Origin of the sequence: Allofustis seminis DSM 15817, assembly GCF_000374325.1 — a bacterium.
In the GTDB taxonomy this organism is placed as follows: domain Bacteria; phylum Bacillota; class Bacilli; order Lactobacillales; family Carnobacteriaceae_A; genus Allofustis; species Allofustis seminis.
Genome location: NZ_KB894085.1, coordinates 1 through 20,003, shown reverse-complemented (window position 1 = coordinate 20,003; position 20,003 = coordinate 1). Strand labels below are relative to the sequence as shown.

Annotated in this window: 21 protein-coding genes and 1 other RNA gene; 4 read left to right on the top strand and 18 right to left on the bottom strand. The window is 38.9% G+C overall.

The annotated features are described in order from the left end of the window. Positions 1 to 7: 7 nt before the first annotated feature. From C231_RS0106070 to C231_RS0106035, 9 genes are all read right to left on the bottom strand, one after another. Positions 8 to 346: a DNA replication initiation control protein YabA gene (locus C231_RS0106070; RefSeq protein WP_018659740.1), complete on the bottom strand. Its 339-nt coding sequence runs from the start codon at positions 344 to 346 to the stop codon at positions 8 to 10. A gap of 22 nt (positions 347 to 368) precedes the next feature. Further along, positions 369 to 1,352, bottom strand: a complete 984-nt coding sequence (holB, locus tag C231_RS0106065; RefSeq protein ID WP_018659739.1) for a DNA polymerase III subunit delta' — start codon at positions 1,350 to 1,352, stop codon at positions 369 to 371. Between the two features lie 20 nt (positions 1,353 to 1,372). Then, positions 1,373 to 1,702 (bottom strand): cyclic-di-AMP receptor, encoded by a 330-nt coding sequence (locus tag C231_RS0106060; protein ID WP_018659738.1) that lies wholly within the window; start codon positions 1,700 to 1,702, stop codon positions 1,373 to 1,375. 15 nt (positions 1,703 to 1,717) lie between these two features. After that, positions 1,718 to 2,374 (bottom strand): dTMP kinase, encoded by a 657-nt coding sequence (gene tmk / locus C231_RS0106055; protein WP_018659737.1) that lies wholly within the window; start codon positions 2,372 to 2,374, stop codon positions 1,718 to 1,720. A gap of 131 nt (positions 2,375 to 2,505) precedes the next feature. Beyond that, complete coding sequence (gene recR / locus C231_RS0106050; protein ID WP_018659736.1) at positions 2,506 to 3,102, bottom strand: recombination mediator RecR; 597 nt, start codon at positions 3,100 to 3,102, stop codon at positions 2,506 to 2,508. 18 nt (positions 3,103 to 3,120) lie between these two features. After that, positions 3,121 to 3,444: a YbaB/EbfC family nucleoid-associated protein gene (locus C231_RS0106045; protein WP_018659735.1), complete on the bottom strand. Its 324-nt coding sequence runs from the start codon at positions 3,442 to 3,444 to the stop codon at positions 3,121 to 3,123. After that, positions 3,441 to 5,225 carry a DNA polymerase III subunit gamma/tau gene (dnaX, locus tag C231_RS0106040; protein WP_040408074.1) on the bottom strand — a complete coding sequence of 595 codons (1,785 nt, stop codon included), beginning with the start codon at positions 5,223 to 5,225 and terminating at the stop codon, positions 3,441 to 3,443. The genes C231_RS0106045 and dnaX overlap by 4 nt, the downstream gene beginning before the upstream one ends. Positions 5,226 to 5,305: 80 nt before the next feature. Further along, positions 5,306 to 5,400: signal recognition particle sRNA small type (gene ffs / locus C231_RS08465), an RNA gene on the bottom strand. A gap of 25 nt (positions 5,401 to 5,425) precedes the next feature. Further along, complete coding sequence (locus tag C231_RS0106035) at positions 5,426 to 5,989, bottom strand: GNAT family N-acetyltransferase (RefSeq protein WP_018659733.1); 564 nt, start codon at positions 5,987 to 5,989, stop codon at positions 5,426 to 5,428. Between the two features lie 263 nt (positions 5,990 to 6,252). Between C231_RS0106035 and C231_RS0106030 the strand changes: the two genes are divergently transcribed. Beyond that, on the top strand, positions 6,253 to 7,449 hold the full coding sequence (locus C231_RS0106030) for a coenzyme F420-0:L-glutamate ligase (RefSeq protein WP_018659732.1): 1,197 nt from the start codon (positions 6,253 to 6,255) through the stop codon (positions 7,447 to 7,449). Positions 7,450 to 7,487: 38 nt separating this feature from the next. Here the strand turns inward: C231_RS0106030 and C231_RS07955 are convergent, their stop codons facing one another. From C231_RS07955 to C231_RS0105990, 8 genes are all read right to left on the bottom strand, one after another. Beyond that, entirely contained in the window at positions 7,488 to 8,351 is an 864-nt protein-coding gene (locus C231_RS07955; RefSeq protein WP_169333939.1) for a CPBP family intramembrane glutamic endopeptidase, read from the bottom strand. 13 nt (positions 8,352 to 8,364) lie between these two features. After that, entirely contained in the window at positions 8,365 to 8,856 is a 492-nt protein-coding gene (gene tadA / locus C231_RS0106020; RefSeq protein WP_018659730.1) for a tRNA adenosine(34) deaminase TadA, read from the bottom strand. A gap of 48 nt (positions 8,857 to 8,904) precedes the next feature. Further along, positions 8,905 to 11,394: an ATP-dependent Clp protease ATP-binding subunit gene (locus tag C231_RS0106015; protein WP_018659729.1), complete on the bottom strand. Its 2,490-nt coding sequence runs from the start codon at positions 11,392 to 11,394 to the stop codon at positions 8,905 to 8,907. Between the two features lie 12 nt (positions 11,395 to 11,406). Next, positions 11,407 to 11,880, bottom strand: a complete 474-nt coding sequence (locus tag C231_RS0106010) for a CtsR family transcriptional regulator (RefSeq protein ID WP_018659728.1) — start codon at positions 11,878 to 11,880, stop codon at positions 11,407 to 11,409. Between the two features lie 175 nt (positions 11,881 to 12,055). Then, positions 12,056 to 13,435: an L-cystine transporter gene (locus tag C231_RS0106005; protein WP_018659727.1), complete on the bottom strand. Its 1,380-nt coding sequence runs from the start codon at positions 13,433 to 13,435 to the stop codon at positions 12,056 to 12,058. Positions 13,436 to 13,521: 86 nt separating this feature from the next. Continuing rightward, positions 13,522 to 14,418, bottom strand: coding sequence for a DUF368 domain-containing protein (locus C231_RS0106000; RefSeq protein ID WP_018659726.1), 897 nt, complete (start codon positions 14,416 to 14,418; stop codon positions 13,522 to 13,524). Then, positions 14,418 to 15,632, bottom strand: a complete 1,215-nt coding sequence (locus C231_RS0105995; protein WP_026314382.1) for a cation:proton antiporter — start codon at positions 15,630 to 15,632, stop codon at positions 14,418 to 14,420. The genes C231_RS0106000 and C231_RS0105995 overlap by 1 nt, the downstream gene beginning before the upstream one ends. An 83-nt stretch (positions 15,633 to 15,715) precedes the next feature. Beyond that, positions 15,716 to 16,444, bottom strand: coding sequence for a gamma-glutamyl-gamma-aminobutyrate hydrolase family protein (locus tag C231_RS0105990; RefSeq protein ID WP_018659724.1), 729 nt, complete (start codon positions 16,442 to 16,444; stop codon positions 15,716 to 15,718). Positions 16,445 to 16,576: 132 nt separating this feature from the next. Between C231_RS0105990 and C231_RS0105985 the strand changes: the two genes are divergently transcribed. From C231_RS0105985 to ahpF, 3 genes are all read left to right on the top strand, one after another. After that, a complete protein-coding gene (locus tag C231_RS0105985; protein WP_018659723.1) occupies positions 16,577 to 17,068 on the top strand; it encodes a nucleoside 2-deoxyribosyltransferase in 492 nt (163 codons plus the stop codon). Positions 17,069 to 17,230: 162 nt separating this feature from the next. Then, positions 17,231 to 17,800 (top strand): alkyl hydroperoxide reductase subunit C, encoded by a 570-nt coding sequence (gene ahpC / locus C231_RS0105980; protein WP_018659722.1) that lies wholly within the window; start codon positions 17,231 to 17,233, stop codon positions 17,798 to 17,800. Then, positions 17,800 to 19,335, top strand: a complete 1,536-nt coding sequence (gene ahpF, locus C231_RS0105975; protein WP_018659721.1) for an alkyl hydroperoxide reductase subunit F — start codon at positions 17,800 to 17,802, stop codon at positions 19,333 to 19,335. The genes ahpC and ahpF overlap by 1 nt, the downstream gene beginning before the upstream one ends. A gap of 65 nt (positions 19,336 to 19,400) precedes the next feature. Here ahpF and C231_RS08660 read toward each other — a convergent pair. After that, a partial coding sequence (locus C231_RS08660) for a carboxypeptidase-like regulatory domain-containing protein (RefSeq protein WP_040408069.1) occupies positions 19,401 to 20,003 on the bottom strand: 603 nt, incomplete at its 5' end.

Here is a 20,003-nt window from a genome sequence, read left to right as displayed (position 1 = left end):
ATCCTCGCTAATTTCTCTGGCCATAAATAACTTCTAGACAAAAAGCACAGGGTTCATCTTCTTCACGACGTTTGCCAAACATCACATTGCAAACATGAAAGCCATCTTCATAGATATTTTCCAAATTAAGGCGTGATTGTGTTAGACCACTCTCTTTTTTGACAGGACTTCCCGCAACTTCTAGACGATCTCTTAGATGCTTATTCTCAAATTGTAACGCTTGATTTTCCTCAATCAAAGCAGCAATCTGTTGACGCATGCCTTTAATCGTTTCCAATGTCTTTTCCGATTGCATTTCTAAGTCTGAAAAAAGGTCATATATTTCTTTCTTTTTCAATTGAGTCACCCTTTCTCGAGCTCCTCTCATTTTAACATGTTTTGATATTTTTTATAGCAATTTTTTCGAGTGTGCTTTGAATTGCAACATTTGCTTGGAGCATTTTTTCAGCTTCAAAAATAGAAGCAATATGCTGGGATATTTCTAAAGCAGTCAAATGCTTGGCGTAATGCTTTAATTGTTGCTCATATGGTATAAAGGCAATCATTTTTTGTTGATGATATTTAATAGTTAAAAGATCTTCATAAATGATTAAAAGCATTCGTAAAAATAGCTGGGCATGACTGCGATCGGTGAATATATTCTTTAGATCGGTTTGAATATATAAAAGGGCATGGCTATTCTTATCTAGCATTAATGTTATAAAACGCCAGGCACATGCTACCCACTGTTGCCATTCATCTGATGCTGCATACTGTTTGGCTGCCGCAGTATCTTGTGTTAATTTTGCGATAATATGTGCTTTTTCAGATGCAATTCCTTGTTGAATATAGTGCTGAACTAATGCATCATCAGGCTGCTTTTGAAAATGAATGGTCTGTACTCGGGATACAATCGTTGGTAGCAATTGTTTTTCATTTTCTGTCAGCAAGATAATCGTAACGCCAGGAACAGGTTCTTCTAAGAATTTTAACAAGCTATTTGCGCCACTTATCGTCATCGCTTCGATGGGATCAATGATAAGTAATTTTTCTGATGTCTCCATACCTGTACGGGCAAATTCTTGACGAATTGTTCGTACTTGTTCGACTTTTATCGATAGACCGTCTGGCTTTAGATGCCACACATCGGGATGCATTTCTGCTTCAACGCGTTTACAAATCGAACATTGCTCACAAGGTAGTGCATTCTCATCTTTGTTGGGACATAGCTTAGCTTGTGCTAACCACTTCGCGACTTCTAATCGGCCCGAACCTGGTGCACCTTCAAAAAGATAAGCATGTTGTAATCGTTTATTTTTTATTAATGTAGAAAACAGCCGAAAAATATTCGGCTGTTTTGATTGAATGTTCACAGAATGTCCACCCAAACTTTCTAAAATTTCTTAAAGGCATCCACTGGAAGAATAAAGACGGTCGCCCCACCTACTTCAACGTCAATTGGATAATCGAAGCCCGCATCCAAGTTGAAATCATAAGTTGGAGAGCTGATCATCGTCTGCGTACGGGTCTTACAATATTTTGCAATTAAATTTAAAACATCTTCGACTTTATCATCATCAATCCCGATCATAAAGGTCGTATTGCCTGAACGTAAGAAACCGCCAGTCGTTGCAAGTTTTGTTGCACGAATACCTTCTTTGTTAAAAACTTCTTGTAATTTCTTACTATCTTCATTTTGAATGACTGCAATTAATAATTTCATTTTATTCCCTCTTTTCTACTGCATATAGTGGCGCGCAGTTAATTCATGTGTTAATTTATTCCAGCTCTCTTCTAATACTTTTTCAATTGACTGATTAGCATCAATCATAATAAAACGTTTAGGATCTTTCTTTATTAAAGTAAAATAACCTTCACGAACGCGGCGATGAAAATCAATCGTCTCCAATTCCAAACGGTCAAGAGAACGCTTCGAGTCAACATGTGCGATACGGCGCAATCCCCTTTCTACATCGACATCTAGAAAAAGAGTGATGTCTGGCAACAATCCTTCCGTTGCAAATAAATTAATTGCACGCACTTCATCCATCCCAATTTTGCGACCTGCTCCTTGATAAGCAATGGAACTGTCAACAAAGCGATCGCATAAGATAATAGCATCGCGTGCTAATGCAGGGCGGATCAATTCCATAACATGTTGGCGCCGACCTGCCGCAAATAGTAGCGCTTCTGTCCGATCGTCCATAGAATGATTTTCAGTTGTCAAAAGAGTGTGTCTAATTTTTTCGGCAAGTGGACTACCCCCAGGTTCACGTGTCACAATAATTTCGCGGCTATCATTGAATGCTTGCGAAAGTTTTTCACGAAGCGACTTAATCACTGTCGACTTCCCTGAACCATCTGGGCCTTCCACACTGATGAATAAACCTTTCAAAATATCCCTCTTTTACTCCAATATACTTTCTTACTTAGTATACTAAAAATGATAGCAAAACTCATTAAAAAAACGCTAAAGTTGCTTTTAATATTGCAACTTTAGCGTTTTTTTATGCATGGCAAATCATTTTAGATTTCAGTACGCCCTTCAATGGCTTTCATCAAAGTCACTTCATTAGCATATTCAATATCGCTTCCAACTGAAAGGCCATGTGCTAGACGTGTTACTTTAATTCCGGCAGGTTTAATGAGCCGCGAAAGATAAGTCGCCGTTGCCTCACCTTCCACATTGGCATTCATTGCTAAAATAACTTCCGTGACTTCTTCATTTTGCAGTCGTTTTAAAAGGGACGGCACATTAATATCTTCAGGGCCTGTGCCTTCAACGGGCGATAATACACCGCCTAAAACGTGGTAAAACCCATGGTACTCTTGGATTTTTTCCATGGCAATCACATCTTTTGGATGTTCGACCACCAAAATAAGCGAACGATCGCGCGAAGTGTCTGAACATACTGAGCAAATTTCTTGTGCGGTTAAATTTCCGCAAATTTTACAATAATTCAGATCACGCTTTGCACTTATTAAATGGCGCGCAAAATGTGTAACATCTTCTTCACGCATAGACACTACATAAAATGCTAAACGTGCTGCCGTTTTTTCGCCAATGCCTGGCAATTTCATAAAGCTGTCCATCAATTTCGATAGCGGTTCCGGATAATACATGTCGCATCTGTCCTTTTATTAAAATCCTGGAATATTAAATCCTTGTGTATATTTGCCCATGGTCTGTTCAGTGGCTTCATCTACTTTAGCGAGTGCTTCATTCGTTGCAATCATTATCAAATCACCAATCATTTCAGCATCTTCAGGATCTAAAATGTCTGGGTCAACTTTTACTTGCAAGACTTCTTTTTCACCTGAAATTTTGACTGTCACTAGATCGTTGCTTGCACTTCCTTCAAATGTCATTTCTTGTAATTGTGCCTGAGCTGCTTGCATTTCTTTTTGCATTTTTTTCATTTTGTTCATCATGCCTTGCATATTATTCATTCCACCGCGCATCATTTGTTATCATCCTCCATTATTTTTACGGTATCTTCGCCAAAAAAGGCGACTGCCTGATTAATGATTTCTTTTGTTTTTTCTTCTTCTTGAATTCGTTGTTCATATTCTTTCTTTTCTTCTTCTGAGAAGTCCACAGGAATGCCTTGTTTTAATTTTTTTCGCTCTAAGATATAATTTTCTCGAACATTTTTCCACTGTTCATTTGTCAAAGCAATAATTTTAATTTGGGATTGGTGAATCGTTTCTAAAAATTGTTGCAAGCTCTTGCTAATTAATTCATCTGTTTCAAAACGTTCTACCAAAATCTTATATTCAAATGTAATGACCCAAGTATTCGGGCTAGCAGCAACAGGTGTGCCATTATTCATAATGGCGCTTTGCCCCACTTCTAATTGACTAATAAAATCTGGCCATAAATCAAATAAAAAAGCACGATCTTGGTGTGTCGCTTCATCTAGCACCGCAAAAACTTCCGACTGATTTGGGACAACACTTGCATCTTCTTGATTATTTTTGCTTATTAAAGTCTGTTTTGGTTCGACAATTTTTGGTTCAGATGCCACTTTATCTATTGCTTGTAATTGTTCTAATTGTTTTTGCATATCTTGCAATTGGTGGACAATCTCTTCATAAGCAGCAGTGTCAACGACTTCATAATCTCCCGCTGGTGTAGCAGTTGCACTATTTTTATCCGAAATTTCACATAATTGAATAGTGGCTACTTCCAAGTAAATTTCCTTATGTGTCGTTTGTTTTAGATTTTTTTGAGTCTGGCTTAGCACACCTACCGCCTGATAAAGGAAATTCGTCGGCAATTGCTGGACGATTGCATCAAATGCTGGGGTATGGTGTGCATATTTGAATGTGACCGCCACATCTGACTTGACCGCCTTAGCAAGAAGAATATCACGGCACAACATCAAGGCATCTTCAATAAAGCGATAAGCTTCTTTTCCTTCAGCTAATAATTGGTTCAATGCTTGTAACGCTTCAGATGTGTCATGATGATAAAGTAGTTGCAAATATTCGATTAATAGCTCTTGCGTAATACTACCCGTAATATCGCGCACTGCAACTTGTGTGACAGAGCCATTAGCATAAGAGATAACTTGATCCAAGATGCTCAAAGCATCGCGCAGTCCTCCCTCCGCCGTTTGTGCAATAAGTTGCAATGCTTCTTTTTCAAATGTAATATTTTCTTCATTTAAGATAAGCACCATGCGCTGAATAATCGTCTCTTGCGAAATTCTTCGAAAATCAAAACGCTGCGTTCGAGAAATAATGGTGGCAGGAATCTTGTGCGGATCAGTTGTCGCCAAGATAAAAATCACTTTTTCAGGTGGTTCTTCTAATGTTTTAAGTAATGCATTAAATGCTCCCATCGAAAGCATATGCACTTCGTCAATAATATATACTTTATATTCAGCACGTGTTGGGGCATAATTCGCTTTTTCCCGAATTTCCCGAATTTCCTCCACGCCATTATTACTTGCTGCATCAATTTCTATCACATCACCTAGACTGCCAGACGTGATTTCTTGACAAATCTCGCATTCATTACATGGTTCTCCGTCCACACTATGCGGACAGTTAATCGCTTTAGCAAAAATTTTTGCAACAGAGGTCTTTCCCGTTCCACGCGGTCCTGTTAATAAGTAAGCGTGCGCTGGGTTATGGTTGGCAATTGCATTTTTTAGGGTTTGGGTAATCATCTGCTGTCCTGCAACATCATCGAATCTTTGCGGACGCCACACACGATATAATGCCTGGTAGCTACTCATCATTGATCGCTTCCTTTTTTTTAGTCATCTTTCATTATAATGAAAATAAACACGAATTCCTATTATAAAAGAAAATGTACATAAAAAAACACACCACACATGATGAACAATACTTAGTGCTGCTTCCTTCCAGACCTGACACGGTTCATACGTTCATCATTGTGATGTGCCTATTTAGTATAGCATATCTCATTTGTATTTCAACTAATATTTTTATTTTTATATTCATCAGACAACAGACTATACACATCCATATCATAAAAGTAGTTACCTTTTTTGAGTTGTCCGCGCAGTGTGCCTTCTTGTGTCATGCCAATTTTTTTCATGACACCGCTTGATGCAATATTGCTAGTAAGGCATGTCGCAAAAACGCGTTTCATCTTCAACTTCTCAAATGACAGCTGCACGATTTTCCCAGCTGCTTCAGTCATAATCCCTTGACGATGAAATTTCTCATTTAATTGATAACCAATTTCGGCAACATTCTGCGATTTAATCATTAAATCAATGGTCCCCACGAGTCGCTGATTTTTCTTTAAAATGATGCCATACTTTCCTAAAGGATGACGCATAAAATGATTCGCAATACTGCGTCGCGTATCTTCCAAATCTTGGTGTATAGCGTAGCTAACATATTTGATAATGTTAGGGTTGCTGCCAATCTCATATATGTCGGGTGCATCTGCTAAAGTGACTGGGCGCAAAATTAAATGTTCCGTCTCCAATCTGTTATTTTCTGCAAGTAATAGATAAATGTCTTGCATCTTGTCCCCTCCTCAATCACCATTAATCTTTGAAATTGAAATTATTTTAGCATGAATTCATATTTTCTAACAAGAAACATCCCTTCAAAATAAGGGATAATGGTTGCTAAGTTTTCTTATTCAGTGCATATTGAAAGTGATGGGGCTTCTGTTGGACTCTCATTCATTTTTTTCAAAAAAAGATGACATTCGCTTGTACATTTTTTCGATTTTAGTATAATTTAACAGTAATAAAATTTAATTAAATAAAGGATGTGGCACTTATGGCAAGAGCTGTAGGTACTGTAGTTCGTGGTTTGCGAGCTCCAATTATCAAAAAAGGTGACGATATTGTTGAAATTGTAACAAAAACACTAATTGATGCTGCACAAAGTGAGCAGTATCCGATCAAAGATCGCGACATTATCGCACTTACAGAGTCTATTGTAGCGCGAGCTGCTGGTTCATATGTTGCAATTGATGATATCGCAATGGACGCTCACAACAAATTCGATCAAGAAAAACCTTTAGGTATTTTATTCCCTATTTTCAGCCGCAACCGTTTTATGAACCTACTCAAAGGTTTCGCTCGCGGTTCAAAAAAAATTGTTCTTCAATTGAGTTATCCTACTGATGAAGTAGGGAATGCACTCGTTACAGAACAAGAATTATTAACAAGCGGCGTTAACCCATGGTCTGATGTTCTAACCGAAAGTGATTTTTATAAAATATTTGGAAGCACATCACACCGCTTTACTGGAGTCGATTATATTGCACTTTATCGCAAGATTGTAACTGAACAAGATTGCGAGTGCGAGATTATTTTCTCAAACAATCCAACCTCTATTCTAGAATATACAGACCAAGTACTCACATGTGATATTCATAGTCGCGAACATACAAAAGCTACCTTAAAAGAAGCTGGAGCCAAAACAGTTCTAGACTTAAGTGATATGATGAATCAACCAGTCAACGGAAGTGCTTATAATGAGGAATTTGGACTCTTAGGTGCAAATAATGCATCAACTGAAAGCATTAAACTATTCCCTTCTAACTCACAAGAAGTTGTCGAGGCCATCCAAAAACGTGTCTTTGAATTAACAGGCAAGAAAATTGAAGCAATGGTCTATGGGGATGGTGCTTTCAAAGATCCTGTAGGTGAGATCTGGGAACTCGCCGATCCAATCGTCTCTCCGGGCTATACAGACGGTCTTAAAGGAACACCAAATGAAGTAAAACTAAAATATTTAGCAGATAATGAATTTTCAAATCTGAGCGGTGATGCACTAAAAGAAGCAATTGCAGACAAAATTCACGGTAAAGAAAATCAAGAAGCAGATGCAGAAGCTGCCTTAGGTACAACACCGCGACAATTAACCGACTTACTCGGCTCTCTTGCAGATCTGACAAGCGGTAGTGGCGATAAAGGAACACCATTTGTTTATATTCAAGGCTATTTTGACGATTATACATCAGAATAATAAAAAAGAGAGTGAAGCATTTTGCTTCACTCTCTTTTTTAATCATGTTCATCTTCTAAATCATTCATTGAATAGAAGGACTCATCATGTAAGTCATCATTAGCAGGGCAATGCATCAATGTAGCATAACATTTCAATAAATATCGCAGCATCAATAAGCTATTGATCGCCAAAACAACTGCACTTCCTTCTATTTTGACTGCTCCACCTGTCAACCAGTCAGGACCAGGTAGGAGCACATCATAAATATGCGGATAATCTTCCGCTAAATTTACAACACCTAAAATGATACCACCCACTGCATTCCAAGCAAAATGCAACATTACTGGAAATAACCATGAATGAGTGGCTTCATAAGCAAATGACATAAAAAGACTCATTGTTATAACATTCAATATTGGCAGTATCCCTGCTTCAACTGCTCCTCCATGGAGTAAAACAAATAAAAGCGTGGTCATAATAATCGCAACAATTGGCGAATAATGATAACGAATTAATTGATACATATAACCACGAGTAAGTAATTCTTGCATACATACATTGAGAAAGCATGCCAGCAGCCAGTGGCCGATATTAAAAATTATGTTGCTACCCAAAAATTCTACATAACCGCTCCACCATAAACCTACAATTGGCACGCCTATCCACATAACACCTTTGAAGAGTCCTTTAATACTATTTTGAATTGGCGATTTGAAAAATAATAATGAAAAACGGTGCCTTTCGGGCAACCAGAAGACAATCGACATAATAAAAATAGTAGCAAATGGAACCGCTTCTGCATATAATCGCCACAATATTGGATCATGCACTTGATCATTAGCAAATAACACTGACACAAGCCCTATAAAAATCGTGAAAAACACGAGACATTTCAAGGCTATTTTTAAGAATTTATTCATGATATTCTCCATATTATGTATAATCTCTTTTTTCTTGTTTGCGTTTTTCTCGCAGGCACTTAAAAAAGTGTGTCAACAACGCTGCACATTCTTCTTCTAAAATGCCACTTTCTACAAAAGACTGATGATTAAATCGCTCTTCTTGCAATAAATTCATTAATGTCCCAGCCGTGCCTCCTTTAGGATCACTAGCACCAAAATATACTTCAGGAATTCTACTCATAATAATGGCACCAGAACACATTGGGCATGGCTCCAATGTAACATATAGTTGGCAATTTTCAAGACGCCAATTGCCCAAATGGCGATTAGCTTCTTGAATCGCTTGTATCTCAGCATGGCTCGTCGCTTGATGCTGCGTTTCTCGTTGATTGAAGCCGCGTCCGATAATGGTGCCATCTTTGACGATGACGGCACCAATCGGAACTTCACCAATATCTCTTGCTTTTTTTGCTTCTTTAATGGCTTCTCTCATGAAGATTTCTTTTGTTTCTTGATTGATCATATGCGCTCCTTTTGAGCATCGAAAACATTTTATCTAACGTCTCAGCACTTAACTTTTCGACGCTTTTTGACTCATACGGTGGCGAAGAATAATTTTGCCACCTGTCGCTCCAATTGTAATAGCATCTCCTGGAATAATTGTTCCTGACAATATCGCTTCACTCAGCAAATCTTCAAATTCTTGTTGAATTGTACGTTGCAGTGGGCGTGCACCATATTCTGGTTGGTAGCCTTTTGTTGCGATAACATCCATGGCGGCATTTGTAATTCTTAAGTCGATTCCTAACTCTTCCGCACGCTTGATGACGTCTGCACTTAACAATTTTACGATTTCACGTAAGTTTTCTTTATTTAATGAATGGAATACGACTGTTTCATCAATACGATTCAAAAATTCAGGACGGAAATATTGTTTTAATTCTTCGCGTATTCTTTTTTCCATCGCGTCATGATCTTGATGAACATCCCTAGCTTGGAAGCCCACTGATTTCTCATCGCATAAAGCCGTTGCGCCTAAGTTCGAGCTCATTATAATAATTGTATTCTTAAAATCAACGCGGCGTCCTTTACCATCTGTTAATTGACCATCATCCAGTACTTGCAGCAACATATTAAAGACATCAGGATGTGCTTTTTCAACTTCATCTAGCAAAATAACAGAATAAGGTTTTTGACGAATTTGTTCCGTCAACTGACCACCCTCATCATAACCAACATATCCTGGAGGACTGCCTACAAGACGGCTAGTTGTGAACTTGTCCATATATTCCGACATATCGATGCGAACCAATGCATCTTCAGAACGGAAAAGCACTTCGGCAATTGTCTTAGCAAGTTCTGTTTTCCCTACCCCAGTAGGCCCTAGGAATAGGAATGAGCCGATTGGTTTTTTTGGATCTTTCAGGCCACTTCTTGCTCTACGAATGGCGCGTGACACAACTTGCACTGCTTCATCCTGTCCAATGACACGCTCATGTAAAATAGACTCCAAGCGCATTAAGCGTTCGCTCTCTTCTTCTTTTAATTGCTGCGTAGGAATTCCCGTCAATTGACCGACAACTTCCGCCACATCGCGGTCGGTAACTTTTGGTCGAGCTTTTGCTTCGCGTTTTTCTTCTAAGGCTTGGATATCTGCTTTTGTTTCAATTTCTAAATGGCGCAATTGGCTCGCTTTTTCAAAATTCTGACTGCGAATGGCTTTTTCTTTATCCATTTCGATTGTTGCTAATTTTTGTTTCAAGCCAACAAGTGGATGATGACGTTGAAGTGAGTCAATCGCTACTTTTGCTGCAGACTCATCCATTAAGTCGATCGCTTTATCAGGTTGCATACGGTCCGACATATAACGTGTCGATAGTTTGACAGCAGTGGAGAGTGCCTCATCCGTTAAAGTAACTTGATGGTGCTGTTCATATTTTTCGCGCAATCCTTTTAAAATCGCAAGTGTTTCTTCTTCAGTTGGTGGATCGACAATCACCGCTCCAAATCGACGTTCTAAAGCTGCATCTTTTTCGATATATTTTTGGTATTCATCGAAAGTCGTTGCCCCAATAGTCTGCAATTCGCCACGTGCCAGTGCTGGTTTCAAAATATTTGAAGCATCAATAGCCCCTTCTGCTCCTCCCGCACCGATAAGTGTATGTAATTCATCAATGAATAAAATGACTTCACCATCTTCATAAATTTCGTCAATGATGTCTTTCATCCGCTGCTCAAATTCGCCGCGATATTTCGTACCTGCTACTAAAGTTGCCATGTCCAGTGCCATTAAACGCTTTCCGACAATCGTCTCTGGAACACCGCCACTTACAATTAATTGGGCAAGTCCTTCAGCAATTGCTGTCTTTCCTACTCCAGGTTCACCGACAAGGACGGGGTTATTTTTAGTACGGCGGCTTAAAATTTGAATGATTCTGCGCGTTTCTTTTTCACGCCCAATAATCGGATCCAGCTTACCTTCACGTGCAAGCTCCGTTAGATCGCGTCCCATTTGGTCGAGTGTCGGCGTTGCACTTTCAGAGGACTGCTGAGCTGTCGGTCGCGATGCAGTAGCTCGAGCATTTTTTTTGCGCACTTTTCTCTCTGATTTTTGTAAATCCATTCCTAATTTCTCTGCAATCAACTGACGCACGCGCGAGATGGCAACACCTAAATTTCGTAAAATTCTCGAAGAAATAATTAAATCGTCCCGCAAAAGACCGAGGAGTAAATGTTCCGTCCCAATCTCATCAACATTCATTCGCTTCGCTTCATCTGCCGCAAAAACCAATACTTGGCGCGCACGTGGTGTATAAGGCAGATCATTTACGACATACTCGCTATTTGGTCGTATACCAGTCATCATCACTTCAATTTCTTCGCGAACTTGATAAATATTAATTCCAAGTTGTGTAAGCACTTGATGTGCAATACCTTCTGGCTCATTCAAAAGTCCGAGCAAAATATGTTCAGTACCCACTGCTCGCACACCAAAACGCTTCGTTTCTTCTTGGGCAAATCGTAAGGCGCTTTGAGCGCGCGGTGTAAATGAAAATGGCATAGTTGCCCTCCTTTATTGATTCTCTTCTTTAATTAATAGTTGAGAAAGCATTGAACGTAAAATGTTGGCGCGAATCTGATTATTCACACTTTCTCTAGTCGTTAAATGGTGATCATCCATTGCCGAAAGCATTAACTTCCCTTCAAGGAAAGTAATAATTTCATTTTGGTATAATGTTTCGATCATCGACTCGGCTGCTGCTTGCGAAAGCGGATGATGCGTAAGTTCTAAGAATTTTTCGATTTGATCAATTTCATCGCGCACTTGAATTTCATAGATGCGAATATACCCTCCGCCCCCACGCTTGCTTTCGACTTGGTAACCATGATGAATCGTAAATCGTGTATTAATGACATAGTTAATTTGTGATGGTACGCAATCAAAAAGACTTGCGATTTCACTTCTTTGAATTTCGACATTTCCCTGTGCTTCAAGTAAATCTTTTAGATATTCTTCAATTGAATCAGACATATTTTTATGTTTCATATGCGGTCTCCTCCTAGGGAAACTTCCACCTCCTGTTTTTGACCTTGTTTGACTATGTCTAGTATACCAAATATCTTAACAAATTAAAATAACGTATCACCTCTTTAAAGCTAAAAATCATCAACTAAAAATGGTCGCTAATGCTATTTCTTTAAAAAGTCGATACGTTTTTTTATTATTCAACTGTTACGGTTGCTTGGTCATCATGGAGAACTTTTTCATCCAAAAAGCCTAGACGTTTTGATGTTACAAGTCCTGCAATCATACTATCACTAACATTAAGTGCAGTCCGTCCCATGTCAATAATTGGTTCAACGGATACAAGAAGACCTATCATCTCTACTGGAAGCCCTAATGTTCCAAAGGCAATCAAAGCCGCAAAGGTAGCCCCTCCACCTACGCCAGCAACACCAAATGATGAAATCGCAATAGTACCTATAACGGTTAATCCATATATTGGGTTAGTAATATCGATGCCAGCAGTTGGTGTCACCATTGCAATAAGCATCGCTGGATAAATTCCGGCACAGCCATTTTGACCAATCGAAAGTCCAAATGTTGCCGAAAAGTTCGCAGTCGGTGCATCTACTCCTAATACATCCACTTGTGTTCTAATATTAAAAGGCAAGGCACCTGCACTAGAACGAGATGTAAAGGCAAAACTTAAAATGGGAGCAGCTTTTTTAATATATTGAATAGGAGAGATACCAAATAATAATAGCACTAGCAAATGAATACCGAACATCACTGCCAGTGCAACATAAAGAGCCACTACAAATGTTCCCAAATTGATCATTGCTGATCCGCTGGAAGTCGCCATCATCTTGGTCATCAACGCAAAAATGCCATAAGGAGCCAAGCGCAAAACAAGTGTTACAATGCGCATGACAATTGCATGAAAGCTATCAATCATTTTCTCAAAAATCAACGCATGTTCTGGTTGTTTTCGCCGAACGCCTCGATAGGCTGTTCCAACAAAAATCGAAAAAATTACGACAGAAATAGTACTCGTTGGCCGCAAGCCCGCAAAATCTTCAAAGACATTTTTAGGAATAAATTGAAGAATTTGTTGTGGCAAAGTCAAATTGACCACTTGCGCTTGTTGATCATATAATCCCTCAATACGCGCAGACTCTGCCACGCCTTGAGTGAATGTTGCACCATCTAAATGAAATAAAAGCACACTTGCCATTCCAACAATTGCTGCAATCATGACGGTTCCAACTAAAAGTGCCAGAACATGTGCGCCAATCTTGCCAATAGCACTATCTTCTTCCATTGTAGTAAAAGCACGCACCATAGAAATAAAAACAAGTGGGATAACTAACATCTGTAAAAATAAGACATAGCCTTCTCCCACAAGATTAGTCCAAGCGATAATTTTCGAAATTGTTTCAGATGTTGCACCGAAAAACCATTGAAGGGCTAGTCCAAAAATGACCCCTAACCCTAATCCCGTAAATACACGGGTCGCATAAGGGATATGTCGGCGTGCCATAACATTCAAAACAATTAAAATCACACCGAAAATAAGCAGCGATAAAATTATATTCATCTGCATTTCTCCTTTTTTATGAGATTACTACTGTAAATATAATTTTTTTGTGCCACCATTTCCAATGGTTTGATTAAGAGAATGATTTATTTTTCGCTGGATCGTCCTAAATAGTAAGTCATATACCCTAATGCCCCAGCAATCACTAATCCAATAAGTAAAGGAATACTGTCTGTTGATCCATTAAAATTAGCAAGCGCTTGAGTATTTTTAAGTACTGCAATCGGAGAAGCAGCAACCAGTCCCAGAATGCCACTATATGTAAAAGATGGATAATATTCAAAAAGATATTCCATTAATTTGCTCATAAGAAATATCCCAAGCAAAACCCCTACCCCAAATGAAAAGAGAAATTTTGCCGAGTGAATGAGTACATTAATATCCAATGACTTAAGACCAGAAAAGAAACGGTTCAACGTTTGAATAATGACATAATAATAACCAAAAATCATAAAAACTAAAGAACCACTCACTCCTGGAATAACCATTGCAGCAGCACCTGTCATTCCAACTAAAATCAAACTGATGATTTCTTGGGAATTGAATACTAAGTGATGACTGTCCAAGTCGCTACTATTCACATAACTCATCCAAACAATGACCCCAAAAAACAATGCAAAAATAAGCAGATGCCCAATATTAAGTGTTCTTTTTTTATTTTGAAGGCTTTTTTGGAAAGATTGAATCAGCAGTGGCAATCCACCAAAAATCAATCCAATAAAGGCTAATGCTGTTGGAAGCGGAAAATTTTTCAACAAAAATTCTACTGAATAAGAGAAGAAAATCAACCCTAACACCGCCCCTAAAAATAAAGGAGCTAAAAAGCGCAAGCTTTTTTCCCAATCTCTCTTCAGATTCGAAATACTGCGAATTAACTCATCATAAAATCCTAAAGAGGCAGCCATCGTTCCGCCGCTGACCCCCGGAATAATATTTGCAATTCCAAAAAGCATGCCATAAATTACTAATCGTAAACTATTCATCATATACTCTCCATTTTATCTTTTCTTTTTTTCAAAAAAATAGGCGCCAATCGATCAATTGACCATGCTCCAAGCGGCGCTGTCAACAAAATTCCCCATATTGAAGTCGTGAGTATCATTTGCCCACTCAAGAGTCCTTCTGCTAAAGGGATTCCGCCAATTGCTGCTTGAACTGTAGCTTTCGGTAAATATGCAATACAAACAAAAAAGCGCTCTTTAAATGTAAGCGGAGTGCCCATAAGGGATAATATTACAGCACCTACACGAAAGATTAATGTCAATCCAATCAGAAGTAAAACTTGTGGACCAGCAATCATCGCATAAGGAATATTAACCAAAGCACCCACTAATCCGAACAAAACCATCTCACCTAAGCCCCACATTTTCTGATAATGCTGCGATAATTTTTCTACGGTTTGAGAGGTTAATCTTCGATTCATGATAATAAATAAGGTCATAACAGCCAATAGTCCTGAATAAGGAAGCCAGTGTGAAAGATATGTTTCTCCTTGATAAACAATAAAAGCCACACCAAAAGTTCCAACCGTTAAAACCACTTGCGGCCAACTAAAATGCGCTACAATCTTATGGTAGATGATGCTAACAATCCAACCAACACATACACCAACGGCAATACCGAGTACAATATTCAGTGGAATCTTCAAAAGATCCCAACCATTAAATTGCCCCGCTTTAACAAAACGTAGAGCAGAACTAAAGACAACTAATACGGCAATATCATCAAGGGAAGCACCTGCCAAGACAAGAGATGGAATTCCCTTATCAACGCCTAATCCTTTTTGCTCTAAGTCAATCATGCGTGGCACGATAACGGCAGGAGATACAGCGGCTAGTACTGTTCCCATAAGTAGTGCCTCCGCATAATTAATTCCGAGAATAAAGGGTGCAAGCATAACATAACCGATCATCTCAAACAACGCTGGCACAAATGACAGCAAAATCATAGGACGCTTTAAAGTATTCAATTGTGATAAATCTAGCGACAACCCTGCACGCACTAAAATAATAATTAAAGCAATCGTCCGTAATAATGCAGATGACTCCTGCAAGCTGACACTTATAATATTCAAACCATATGGTCCAATGAGCATACCTACTAATAGATAACTAATAAGCCGCGGCAAATGTAAAAAACGGAGCAAGCGTTCCATCCCCATACAAAGACCACATAATATAACTAATGATACTAACACCTTAACACTTCCCTACTTCAACTCAATACGTGCTATCATACAATAGATGACACCAAACTTCAAAATTTTAGAAAAGATCTTAATCAATCTCCTGCCGCTAAAATCAACCAGCGAAAAATCGCTTGTCCATGATGGCACGTTTTGAATAATAATTCAGGATGCCACTGCACTGCTAAAATATGATGTCCTTCTTTAGATTCAATCGCTTCGATAATATGATCGCGACTTCTGCTTGTAACTTTGAACTTCGAACTCAATGATTTAATGGCTTGATGATGCACAGAATTCACCCAAATTTCATCTGTGCCTACAGCCGCATAGAGCATACTATCCTTGCTGACATTCACTGCATGAATTGGTTCCGATACGGGCGTTTTTTGATCGTGCTGGATTTCCCAGCTACCACATTGTGCCAAATCTTGATATAACGTTCCTCCGAAGGCTACATTCAGTAGCTGCAATCCTCGACAAATTCCAAGTATCGGTAATTTTAATTCGTCCGCCACTTGAATATATGCCAAGTCGCTCTTGTCACGTTTGTAATCGATATGACCTATTTCTTTGTGAGCATCTTCATGATATAGCCCGGGATCCACATCTGGACCACCAATAATGATAAGGCCGTCAATTTTAGTGCAAAGCATTTTTGCTTGATCAACATGCTCTACCTCAGGTAAAAATATAGGAATGCCTCCTACTTGCCAGACGGCTTCTTCAAAAGCTTTCTCCGCTGATACTCTTGGCAACGTATCATAACTTCGCCCATCGCCATCAATTTTTTGGTAAGTTGTAATCCCGATAAAAGGTGCCATGCTGTCGCCTCCTATTTGTTTCATTTAATATACTTAAAATAATGGCATGAATCAACGAAACAGCTATTGATTTTATTTCTAATTTTATGCGACTAATGATATGATAATTTCGATTAGAAATGGAGGAATATTATGAATAAGAAAATGATTTATTTTGGCGGTCCACTTTTTTCTGAGAGTGAATTACGCTATAACGCCTATTTAGTAGACCAAATCCGCTCACGCTTTGGTGAATATGTTGATGTCTATCTTCCACAAGAAAATGATGCAATTAATGATAAAAGCCAATATGCGAACTCCATTGACATTTTTGACGGGGACAATGAATATTTAAAGCGTGCCGACTTACTCGTTGCCATCATGGACGGAGCCATTGTTGACCCTGGATTGGCAGCAGAAATTGGATATTATTATCACTTAAACCGCCCAATGATCGGCTTATATAGTGATATACGACAAGGTCATTTTAATAATCAACAAAAAATTGATGCCTTACAAGAAGTGGCTGAATCGCAATTCAGCTATATTAATCTATATGTCGTAGGCGCCGTTAAAAAACGCGGTACTATCGTTGCACAATCTGAACAATTATTGAATGAAATTGAAAAGTGGCTGGAAAAATAATTACATCCATCACTCCCTATCCCACTGCCCTTAACAAAAAATGAACTTGTGGCAGTTGGAATATTTTGAATTGAGCAAAAAAAGTGCTACACTACATTAGAATGGTTCTATATTAAAGCATGTCTAAAAATATAGCACCAAATAAAATAGGAGGTTGTAAAAATGTCACTTATTGGAAAAGAAATTATAGAATTTAAAGCAGATGCCTATTGCGGAGGATGCAATGAGTTCGTAGAACTCACTCATGAAGATTTCAAAGGACACTGGAGCGTACTCTTATTCTATCCTGCTGATTTTTCATTTGTCTGCCCGACAGAATTAGAGGACTTACAAGAACAAGTAGAAGCACTTGAAGCACTTGATTGTCGCGCCTACTCTTGCTCAACAGATACGCATTTCGTCCATAAAGCATGGCATGACCATTCCGATGCTATCGGAAAAATCACATTCGAAATGATTGCCGACCCTAGTGGACATCTTGCACGCTTCTTTGAAGTCTATGATGAACAATCCGGCCTTGCACAACGTGGAACCTTTATCATTGATCCTGATGGTATCGTTCAAGCCGTAGAGATCAATGCTGACGGAATCGGCCGCGATGCTTCTGTTCTGATCGACAAAATCAAAGCCGCACGCTACGTTCGTACGCATCCTGGAGAAGTCTGCCCCGCTAAATGGAAAGAAAATGGCGAAACATTGACCCCCGGACTAGATCTTGTAGGAAAAATCTAATGATGATTCTATCTCAGTCATTAAAAGAGCAGCTAAAAGAATATTTAAAATTACTGAAATATCCCGTCATTCTCAGATTATCCAGCGATGAGTCGGAATCATCACAAAAAGTGACGGCGCTCGTTAACGAAATCGCTACTCTCTCCGACAAAATATCAGTCGTTTCAGCAGATTTGGCACTCACACCTTCTTTTGCCATTGATCGGCAAGACTACGAAACAGGGATTGTCTTTGCAGGGTTGCCATTAGGCCATGAATTTGAATCATTAGTATTGGCACTTTTACAAGTAGGTGGACATGCACCAAAAATTACCGACCAGCAGCGAGAGCGTATTGCAGCCATTCACACAAAACAAGCATTTACTACTTTTGTATCATTGAGCTGTCACAATTGCCCTGATGTTGTCCAAGCATTCAACATTATAAGCCTTTTAAATGATAATGTATCTCATACAATGGTTGAAGGGAGCATGTTCCAAGATTTAACGGACAAATTGGGCATTATGGCGGTCCCAACGGTGATGAAAGATGGCAAAGAATTTATATCTGGTCGGCAGACATTAGATAATATCTTGGATCTTATCTTAGGACAGTCTGAGCTTGCACGTTATAATGAACTTGATGTCTTTGATCAATTCATTATTGGCGGCGGACCAGCTGGTATTACTGCAGCAATCTATTCTGCTCGCAAAGGATTAAAGACAGGCATTATCGCAAAAGATTTCGGCGGTCAAGTGATGGAAACAAGTGAAATTGCCAACATTACAGGTACACCATTAACGACTGGCGAAACTTATATGGCTAACTGTCGCAACCATATGATGGACTATGATGTCACACTTTTGGAAAATGTAGCCGCTACTCATGTAGAAAGTGCACAATCTGTCTTCCAAATCACCCTCAGCGACCATTCCATTATTGAAAGCAAAACGCTGATCGTTGCAACGGGGGCACGCTGGAAATCCATTCACGTCCCTGGTGAACAGGAATTCAAAAATAAAGGAATTGCCTATTGCGTTCACTGTGATGGTCCACTATTCAAAGACAAATCCGTTGCCATTATCGGAGGTGGAAACTCTGGTATCGAAGCCGCCATTGATTTATCCCACATTGTACAAGAAGTTACCATTCTGGAATTTGGAGATCATTTGAACGCTGACCGAATACTTCAAGATAAATTAGCTACACTGGATAATGTCAATGTTATTTTGAATGCGAACACAAAAGAAATTTTGGGAGATCAAAAAGTCAATGGACTAACCTATGAAGATCGTCAAACTGGAAAATGCCACCACTTATCGGTTGAAGGGGTCTTTATACTAGTTGGGCTTGATCCTAATACTGAATTCTTAAATGATACACTACAATTAAATGATTATGGCGAGATTGTCATTGATGCCCAAGGCAGAACTAGTGTCGACGGAATCTTTGCAGCAGGTGACTGTACTGATGTGCCTTTTAAACAAATTATTATTGCTGAAGGGGCTGGTGCTACTGCTTCACTCTCTGCATTCGATTATCTTATTCGTCATTAATTCAAGCCAAATAAAAAGGACGCTTTTAAAAGCGTCCTTTTTTTAGATTGTCTTAAGCTTTAATCTTATTGTTCTTCTTTACGATGTGCTACACCATATAAACCGATTCCAGAAAATAGATAGGCAACAGCTGCACCTAGACCAACGGCTGCACCTGCTTTAGGCAATTTGTTTTTGTTATCTTTTTCTTTGCCTTCTTTAGTGTCGCCCTTTTCGTTTTCTTTATTTTTATTTCCTTTACCTTCATCTTTTTTGTTGTCTTTTTCATTGTCTGTTTCTTTTTCTTCTGCTGGCACAAGAGGTGTCATCGGTTCACTATGAAGTCGGAATGTAACACTTGAGATATAGTTTTCATTAATAGTTACTGTTTTTTCTTCTTTGACTTGACCGCCAAGCATTAATTTAAAGGTATAATCTTTGCCAACAAGTAGATTGTGAACATATCCTAGTCCACGTTCATCTGTTGTAATCGTTCCAACATGAGTGCCGTCGGCATCATAAACTTCTACAGTCTGACCTTTTAGTCCGGTACCATCTTGGTCAATAACTGTTGCAGTGGCAGATTGTAGTTTAACAATTGGTGCCATTGGATCACTATGAAGTCGGAATGTAACACCAGAGATGTAGTTTTCATTAATGGTTACTGTTTGTTCTTCTTTGACTCGACC

What these genes read in the sequence shown, in the direction of transcription:
- C231_RS0106000 (WP_018659726.1), bottom strand. Translation starts at nt 14,418, where the DNA reads ATGAATAGTTTACGATTAGTAATTTATGGCATGCTTTTTGGAATTGCA.
- C231_RS0105990 (WP_018659724.1), bottom strand. Translation starts at nt 16,444, where the DNA reads ATGGCACCTTTTATCGGGATTACAACTTACCAAAAAATTGATGGCGAT.
- C231_RS0106045 (WP_018659735.1), bottom strand. Translation starts at nt 3,444, where the DNA reads ATGATGCGCGGTGGAATGAATAATATGCAAGGCATGATGAACAAAATG.
- recR (WP_018659736.1), bottom strand. Translation starts at nt 3,102, where the DNA reads ATGTATTATCCGGAACCGCTATCGAAATTGATGGACAGCTTTATGAAA.
- C231_RS07955 (WP_169333939.1), bottom strand. Translation starts at nt 8,351, where the DNA reads ATGAATAAATTCTTAAAAATAGCCTTGAAATGTCTCGTGTTTTTCACG.
- tadA (WP_018659730.1), bottom strand. Translation starts at nt 8,856, where the DNA reads ATGATCAATCAAGAAACAAAAGAAATCTTCATGAGAGAAGCCATTAAA.
- ahpC (WP_018659722.1), top strand. Translation starts at nt 17,231, where the DNA reads ATGTCACTTATTGGAAAAGAAATTATAGAATTTAAAGCAGATGCCTAT.
- C231_RS0105985 (WP_018659723.1), top strand. Translation starts at nt 16,577, where the DNA reads ATGAATAAGAAAATGATTTATTTTGGCGGTCCACTTTTTTCTGAGAGT.
- C231_RS0106015 (WP_018659729.1), bottom strand. Translation starts at nt 11,394, where the DNA reads ATGCCATTTTCATTTACACCGCGCGCTCAAAGCGCCTTACGATTTGCC.
- C231_RS0106010 (WP_018659728.1), bottom strand. Translation starts at nt 11,880, where the DNA reads ATGAAACATAAAAATATGTCTGATTCAATTGAAGAATATCTAAAAGAT.
- ahpF (WP_018659721.1), top strand. Translation starts at nt 17,800, where the DNA reads ATGATGATTCTATCTCAGTCATTAAAAGAGCAGCTAAAAGAATATTTA.
- C231_RS0106030 (WP_018659732.1), top strand. Translation starts at nt 6,253, where the DNA reads ATGGCAAGAGCTGTAGGTACTGTAGTTCGTGGTTTGCGAGCTCCAATT.
- dnaX (WP_040408074.1), bottom strand. Translation starts at nt 5,225, where the DNA reads ATGAGTAGCTACCAGGCATTATATCGTGTGTGGCGTCCGCAAAGATTC.
- C231_RS0106005 (WP_018659727.1), bottom strand. Translation starts at nt 13,435, where the DNA reads ATGAATATAATTTTATCGCTGCTTATTTTCGGTGTGATTTTAATTGTT.
- C231_RS0106060 (WP_018659738.1), bottom strand. Translation starts at nt 1,702, where the DNA reads ATGAAATTATTAATTGCAGTCATTCAAAATGAAGATAGTAAGAAATTA.
- C231_RS0106035 (WP_018659733.1), bottom strand. Translation starts at nt 5,989, where the DNA reads ATGCAAGACATTTATCTATTACTTGCAGAAAATAACAGATTGGAGACG.